The organism is Halohasta sp. A2, assembly GCF_056175805.1.
The window spans coordinates 1-5,698 of the sequence record NZ_JAQFWV010000120.1 but is presented as its reverse complement, the minus strand read 5'-3'; the positions used below and the strand labels follow the sequence as shown (position 1 = coordinate 5,698).

The 5,698-nt window shown below is 51.0% G+C and carries 7 protein-coding genes; 5 read left to right on the top strand and 2 right to left on the bottom strand.

What is annotated here, in order from left to right:
- Positions 1-116: 116 nt before the first annotated feature.
- The 3 genes from O2S87_RS17900 to O2S87_RS17890 all read left to right on the top strand — a co-directional run bounded on the left by O2S87_RS17900 (position 117) and on the right by O2S87_RS17890 (position 2,151).
- Positions 117-659 (top strand): ATP-binding protein, encoded by a 543-nt coding sequence (locus O2S87_RS17900; RefSeq protein WP_475410105.1) that lies wholly within the window; start codon positions 117-119, stop codon positions 657-659.
- Positions 660-1,391: 732 nt separating this feature from the next.
- A complete protein-coding gene (locus O2S87_RS17895; protein ID WP_475410104.1) occupies positions 1,392-1,610 on the top strand; it encodes a hypothetical protein in 219 nt (72 codons plus the stop codon).
- Positions 1,611-1,791: 181 nt separating this feature from the next.
- The gene (locus O2S87_RS17890; protein WP_475410103.1) at positions 1,792-2,151 is read left to right on the top strand and encodes a DUF7344 domain-containing protein; all 360 of its coding nucleotides are present in this window, start codon (positions 1,792-1,794) and stop codon (positions 2,149-2,151) included.
- 315 nt (positions 2,152-2,466) lie between these two features.
- Here O2S87_RS17890 and O2S87_RS17885 read toward each other — a convergent pair whose 3' ends face one another.
- Positions 2,467-3,273: a TrmB family transcriptional regulator gene (locus O2S87_RS17885; RefSeq protein WP_475410102.1), complete on the bottom strand. Its 807-nt coding sequence runs from the start codon at positions 3,271-3,273 to the stop codon at positions 2,467-2,469.
- Between the two features lie 376 nt (positions 3,274-3,649).
- Between O2S87_RS17885 and O2S87_RS17880 the strand changes: the two genes are divergently transcribed.
- On the top strand, positions 3,650-4,447 hold the full coding sequence (locus O2S87_RS17880) for a TrmB family transcriptional regulator (RefSeq protein WP_475410101.1): 798 nt from the start codon (positions 3,650-3,652) through the stop codon (positions 4,445-4,447).
- A gap of 84 nt (positions 4,448-4,531) precedes the next feature.
- Positions 4,532-4,852, top strand: a complete 321-nt coding sequence (locus O2S87_RS17875; protein ID WP_475410100.1) for a HalOD1 output domain-containing protein — start codon at positions 4,532-4,534, stop codon at positions 4,850-4,852.
- Between the two features lie 81 nt (positions 4,853-4,933).
- Here O2S87_RS17875 and O2S87_RS17870 read toward each other — a convergent pair whose 3' ends face one another.
- Positions 4,934-5,269 (bottom strand): DUF7344 domain-containing protein, encoded by a 336-nt coding sequence (locus O2S87_RS17870; RefSeq protein WP_475410099.1) that lies wholly within the window; start codon positions 5,267-5,269, stop codon positions 4,934-4,936.
- Positions 5,270-5,698 lie beyond the last annotated feature (429 nt).

The window sequence follows — 5,698 nt, the reverse complement described above, 5'->3', positions numbered from 1 at the left end:
AAGCGTCTCAACCGCCACGAGATTAAAGAACTCGTCTATCCAAGGCTCATCTTGCAGGGTTTGAGTGCTGCTGGACACGGCTTCTCAACCCTGCTCTTTCGTATGCGACGTATTCTATGACACCCTCGAAGCTAAGTAATGAAACTAGAGCCATTCGTGAGCTATTTCATCGTCGTCACACTGAGCATTCCCTTTCGGTAGACGCAATCGAAGGATTCGTGCAGAAACGTCGGGACATGCATCCTGACGCAGTATTCGATTTCTCGGTAGAAGTTCCAGAAGGAATAGTCGCTCAGAACGGGAGTTTGCTCCGGTTGGCGATCGATGAGGCGCTGGAAAACGCCGTTGTTCACAACGACCAACACGAGCCACGAGTCGAGGTGCGAGTTACGTATCTGGCAGACAGAGCGGAGTTGTGTGTGGAGATTGCGGATAACGGTCGGGGAATTCCGGATAACGAGTGGAACGTACTTGTTGCTGGTAAAGAAACGCCGCTTGCGCATACAAGTGGTATCGGTCTATGGCTCATCTACTGGACGGTTACTGCATTGGGAGGGTCAATTGACCGTGCCGAGAACGAGCCATGCGGTTCAGTTCTCACCTATCGGGTACCGGTTGCGGCGGGTGGAAAAACCAAAGAGCGGGATCCGGATCAATAAAGAAACACAGTGACGGATCACACGGACAGGTCATAGCAATAGGACATAATCATACCCCACAATCAAAAGTCACTGTGAGACCCCGCACGACACACCCCTCATTGTGAGTGGTCAGGAGTCGTGGAACACCGCTACTGCCATCAAAAGACCGAACGGAGGCAGATCATCACATTAGGACGAATCTCGACTCACTTTCAGGAGTCGATGCGATAATCGCAAATAGGCTTTTCAAACGTGCAAATCTCAACGGGTACAGAATTCAGACGCCTAACGATCATCCCCTTCTCATAACCGATTATCTACGCGCATGGCATGATGATACGATCACCCTGCATCCCATTGTCCTCCAAGCAGTAGCAAAAAAGCACCATAATCAACTGCTTGATGAGTAAACTCCATTAGGAGGATTGTCACGGCGGACATACCGATAATGCCGATAACGACGAACCTTGCAATGATCAGTGGCTCCGGAATCGAACGGTTCGTCTCGTCACTCGTTGGACGTCACCTGGAAGCGTCACGTAGCGAGATCCATCCAATCTGAACACAGGGCGGTTTTCGTCGAGACTACGGTCAACATCAAGGACGCGGAGCATGATAAACAGGACTGATGGTATTTATTCAAAATAGAGACGCACGAACAGCGAAAGTTAAATACGCAAGACGGCTTCGGGGCGGCACGGCCGCCGGCAGTCATAGTTTGCTATCCTACCGGTCGCGCCCACCGCTACAATGACCACCTCATCAAACAACAGATGTTCGGAATCCTCATCTGAAGCTTTTGAACGAGGGCTCGCAACGCTCCTCAGAGACTCCTTCGCTAGCGGCACCCAAATCGAAGGTCTGTGGGAGATTACTTCCCATTCAGAGCTGGTGCCGGATTGGCAAGTTGTCATTGAGAAAACCTGCGGCGCTGCCCCTCCTGATAACGACGACTTCCTCGAAGAGTGAGGCATTCAGTCTCCAACCTGTTAGTTAACGTGTGATACCACCTCATTTAAATTCCCAAACACCACACTTCCGGTGTAATCTGGTACTATAGGATTAAGGTACTCTTTCCCTGATAACTAGGTATACTCCGTGAAAGCCCTACCACTGAGACTAATCACACAGTCGAGTGAATTTCGGGAGTATGATAACCACTATGTCGACAAAAGCAGACGACAGAAGTCCTGGAAGTATCGATTCTGAGCTGGCCATCTCAGCCGTGTTCCAGTTTCTGTCCCATCACCGCCGTCGAATCATAATTCAATATCTCGCTACCCAAGCCGGCACTACTCAGGTGAGTGACGTGGCAGATCAGATCGCTCTTCTCGAAGGTGAGCACACTAAAGACCGCTACGAGCGGGTCTGTACGAGCCTCATTCACAACCACCTCCCGACACTGGCTGACGCCAGCGCTATCAGATACGATCCCGACCGAGAGGTAGTCGATCTACGTGACGAGGCTAAAGAGATGCTTTCGTATTTCGATCCCATCGTAGCCGACTAGCATTCAACCAGTTATTTCCGGACTCAAACGTCTATGGGTGTAACGAGTTACCGTCCAAGATATACACCTTGTATGCAGTAACAGTTTTCCGAACTACTCCGTGCCTATCAGTAACGGTATGACCGATACAGAACGGCAAAATAGAAATCAAACTCTGGGTAAGACGATCACAAAGTAATCATTTGAGTGCGTCGTAGATATCACGAGTATATCAAGCCTCAAGCCACTCGAACCTGCGTTTTCCCACATGAGTTAGCAGAACCAGAGCTTTGTTCCCATTAGGTTGTACCGACCGTGGTTCTCTATCTCGCTCAATCAAGCGTTGGGTTCACGAATTGTCAACAGGCCTTGGGCCATGAGACGCCGGGCGATCACGACCAGGCCATTGCCGAACCCCTCCCCAAAGATCGCCTGTTCTTCCTTGCTCTCGGGCATGATCGAACTCACGAGAATCGTTGAGCGATCAACCAACAGGAGCCGACCAATCGCCGTATCACCCACGGAGGTGTTCTTGCCGTGCAACCATTTGAGGCCCGACGTGAACGTCTGTGCCTCAGGCACAGCTGTTTGTATCTCCTCTTGGAGCGGTTCGGTCAATGCACCAACGAGTAGGTCTTCCTTGTCACCAACCTCATTGAGGGTCTTCACGAGGCTCGGTGTCAAAAGCGAGTCATCACCGATGACAAGTACCACCTCGTCGGTCGCAGTTCCAACCAGCTGATTCGCCCGATTTTCTATCGCAGTACGCCCGGTCATCGCCCATACTTCTTGCATTGCGGAATCGTCGTCCGCGTCGACGAGGTCGACCGTGTCTAAGGCATCGCGGAGCCGCTCGACGCGGGCTTCGTACTGGTCACGGAGAGTCTCGGTTGCCACTTGCAGGGAAACAGCGCGGAACTGCTGGGGGCTTGAATGCTGAACTTCGACGAGCCCTTGGGCCTCAAGCATTCGGACTGCGTCGTAAACACGCGTCCGGGGGACGTCTGTTATCTCACTGAGTTTCTTCGCAGTTCCTGAATCAAGGCGTGCCAGCCCAACGAAACACTGAGCTTCGTACTCCTTCAAACCGAGTTGCTGGAGAACCTCAATGGCGTCCTCTACGTTTGGGGTTGTATTGCTCATGTGTCCACACACCCCGGACTATCCGGGAATTAACTCAGTATAGAACAGGGGGACAGATACGTATTGTCACTAGCTCCATGACCCCACGTGAAGATTGGGTATGCTGTGATCAGCGAATAGGAATAACGCACCAGAATACGAAACTTTGTTGTTATCTTTTCAGTAACAACTTCTGTATCCGACGTATTAATGCATCAAAATCGTTTAAACGAGGCCGTAGAGAAATCACCCGGTTAATCACAAAACATATATTTGGATTGGGTACTACCATCTTACTGAGAACGCATTCGAATGATATGTTGCACCCAGATTACTGTTTGCATGTCTCTGTCTACCACGCGTATTCGATTCACGGAGTACTAACACAACCATATCAATGAGTAGCGACAATACTGATGACCCACAATCTATTGCAATCGAGCAGCTCGAACACTTCGGATTGAGTACGTATGCTGCCCGGACGTTCGTAGCACTTGCCGGCCTCGGGTCGGGAACAGCAAGAGACGTGAGTGAGGTCTCCGAAGTGCCTCGAACCCGGGTGTACGACGCCGTCGACGAATTGGTCGACCGTGGACTTGTCGACGTCCAGCAGTCGTCACCGAAGCAGTTTTGGGCCATCTCGGCTGAAACGGCGAGTCGGTCGTTCGAGCACGATTTCCACTATCGCGCCAAGAGCCTGCGCCGGGCGCTCGGTGAACTCGAACCCATCGAACGGCAAGTAGAACAGGGAGGCGTCTGGACGGTGGACGGAGAACAGGCGGTCACGAACCGTGTTCTGGAGTTTTTCGCTACCGCCGAAGAAGAAATCGTCTACATGTCGGTCGAAGATCTCCTCTCCGAAGAGCTGATCGAGGCGTTACAAGACGCCGCCGAACGGGGCGTCTCAATTATGCTCGGAGGGGTTTCGGAGACCGTCCAGCACCGCATCCAAGACGATATCCCTGGCGTAATGATGTTTGATTCGTTGTGGGTTTGGTCGGACACACCCGCAGGCCGTCTTATGATGGTTGATGGACGTCGAACCCTCGTGAGCGCCCTTGTCAACGGTAAGGACGCAGAATCGACAGACCCACGATCAGAGACCGCAATATGGGGCAAGGGTGATATGAACAGTCTGGTTGTTGTGCTGAAGGCAATTTTCACCTGGCGACTCGAAAATCTGGGGTCTGACTAACGAGATGAGCCAGCATATCCAGTATACATATGTTATGAATTCACAAGTCCTATCCCATCAACACACCAAATTGGGATATCTGAGATGACTGAATCAGACCAATTAGACGATGACGTATCAGTTTCCGGGGATGATGGAATTATTCGGGCCGAGTTTGACTGGTCATCGCGGGTTCCAAGCGAGGGGGTCGTCGAAACGCTCGCCATCGCAGCAGATGCTGAGCCAACCGCTATCACACCGCTGTATAAATTGATCGACCCCGACGCGTTGGACACGCTTGTTCAGGTAGACGAGAAGAGTCAAAATAATGAGGACGTCACCGTGATGTTCACCCATGACGGTCACGACGTTCAGGTTTGCAGTGGTGGTGTTGTCACCGTCTATCTCGATGCGTCACGACCATAGATTGCTCAAGAGCAGTGTGATTTGGAGAACTTGTGCTTGAGATCGATCCCATTGGTTGATTCAGTGGGTTTTCAAAACTAATCAGGAGGGTGTTGTGGAAAATTCTTCGGGTAACGAGTCTAACACAGACTCGACCTGTGGGTCGGGCTGATATCGAACGGTTCCACGTTTGGAATCGTATTCAACAACACCAAAGTCGGCTAGTTTTGGAAGGTCGGTATGGTAGAGTTGAATAGCGAGTTCTGCTCGGGTGAGGGGCTGATCGTTTGACGCGGCTTGTTCGGGCCCGTACAATCGGTCTACAAGGGTCTCGATTGTTATCTTTCCAGTGACATTACTGCGGAGTTGATAGATAAGCCTCCGTCGGCGTTGGTTAGCGATAAGGTTGAGACACTCGTCAAGGCTGATAGTAGACATAGTACGTCCAAGCAGGTGTCCTTTCATTAAGGGATATCATTTTTATATCCACCTCATTTTTCATTAAGTGAGTGAAACAGGTAGACCTCATCGTTAGTGTCGTTGGACGGGGTTTAGAGACTGAGTGCAGTAATGTCTATAGTGTTCAACAGCTGTCAGTAACCACGTGCAAGATACGCGCGTTGTATACAGCACGGGCGTTGGAACATATCACTAAATGACGGTTTCAACACAGCCGTCGACCCTTATAAAATTCCTGTACAGCCCATGTCGACGTAAGCGGAGCTGGATTTTATGTACTGACTCGGCTCTGCACGTTTAAGTAGGCCCCAACTATACACCGTATTGACAGCAAATGCTGCCGATCACGGACTTCCTATCGTGTACTGATCCGCTGGACGACTTCGACTCGCTGTCATATCACCAGAC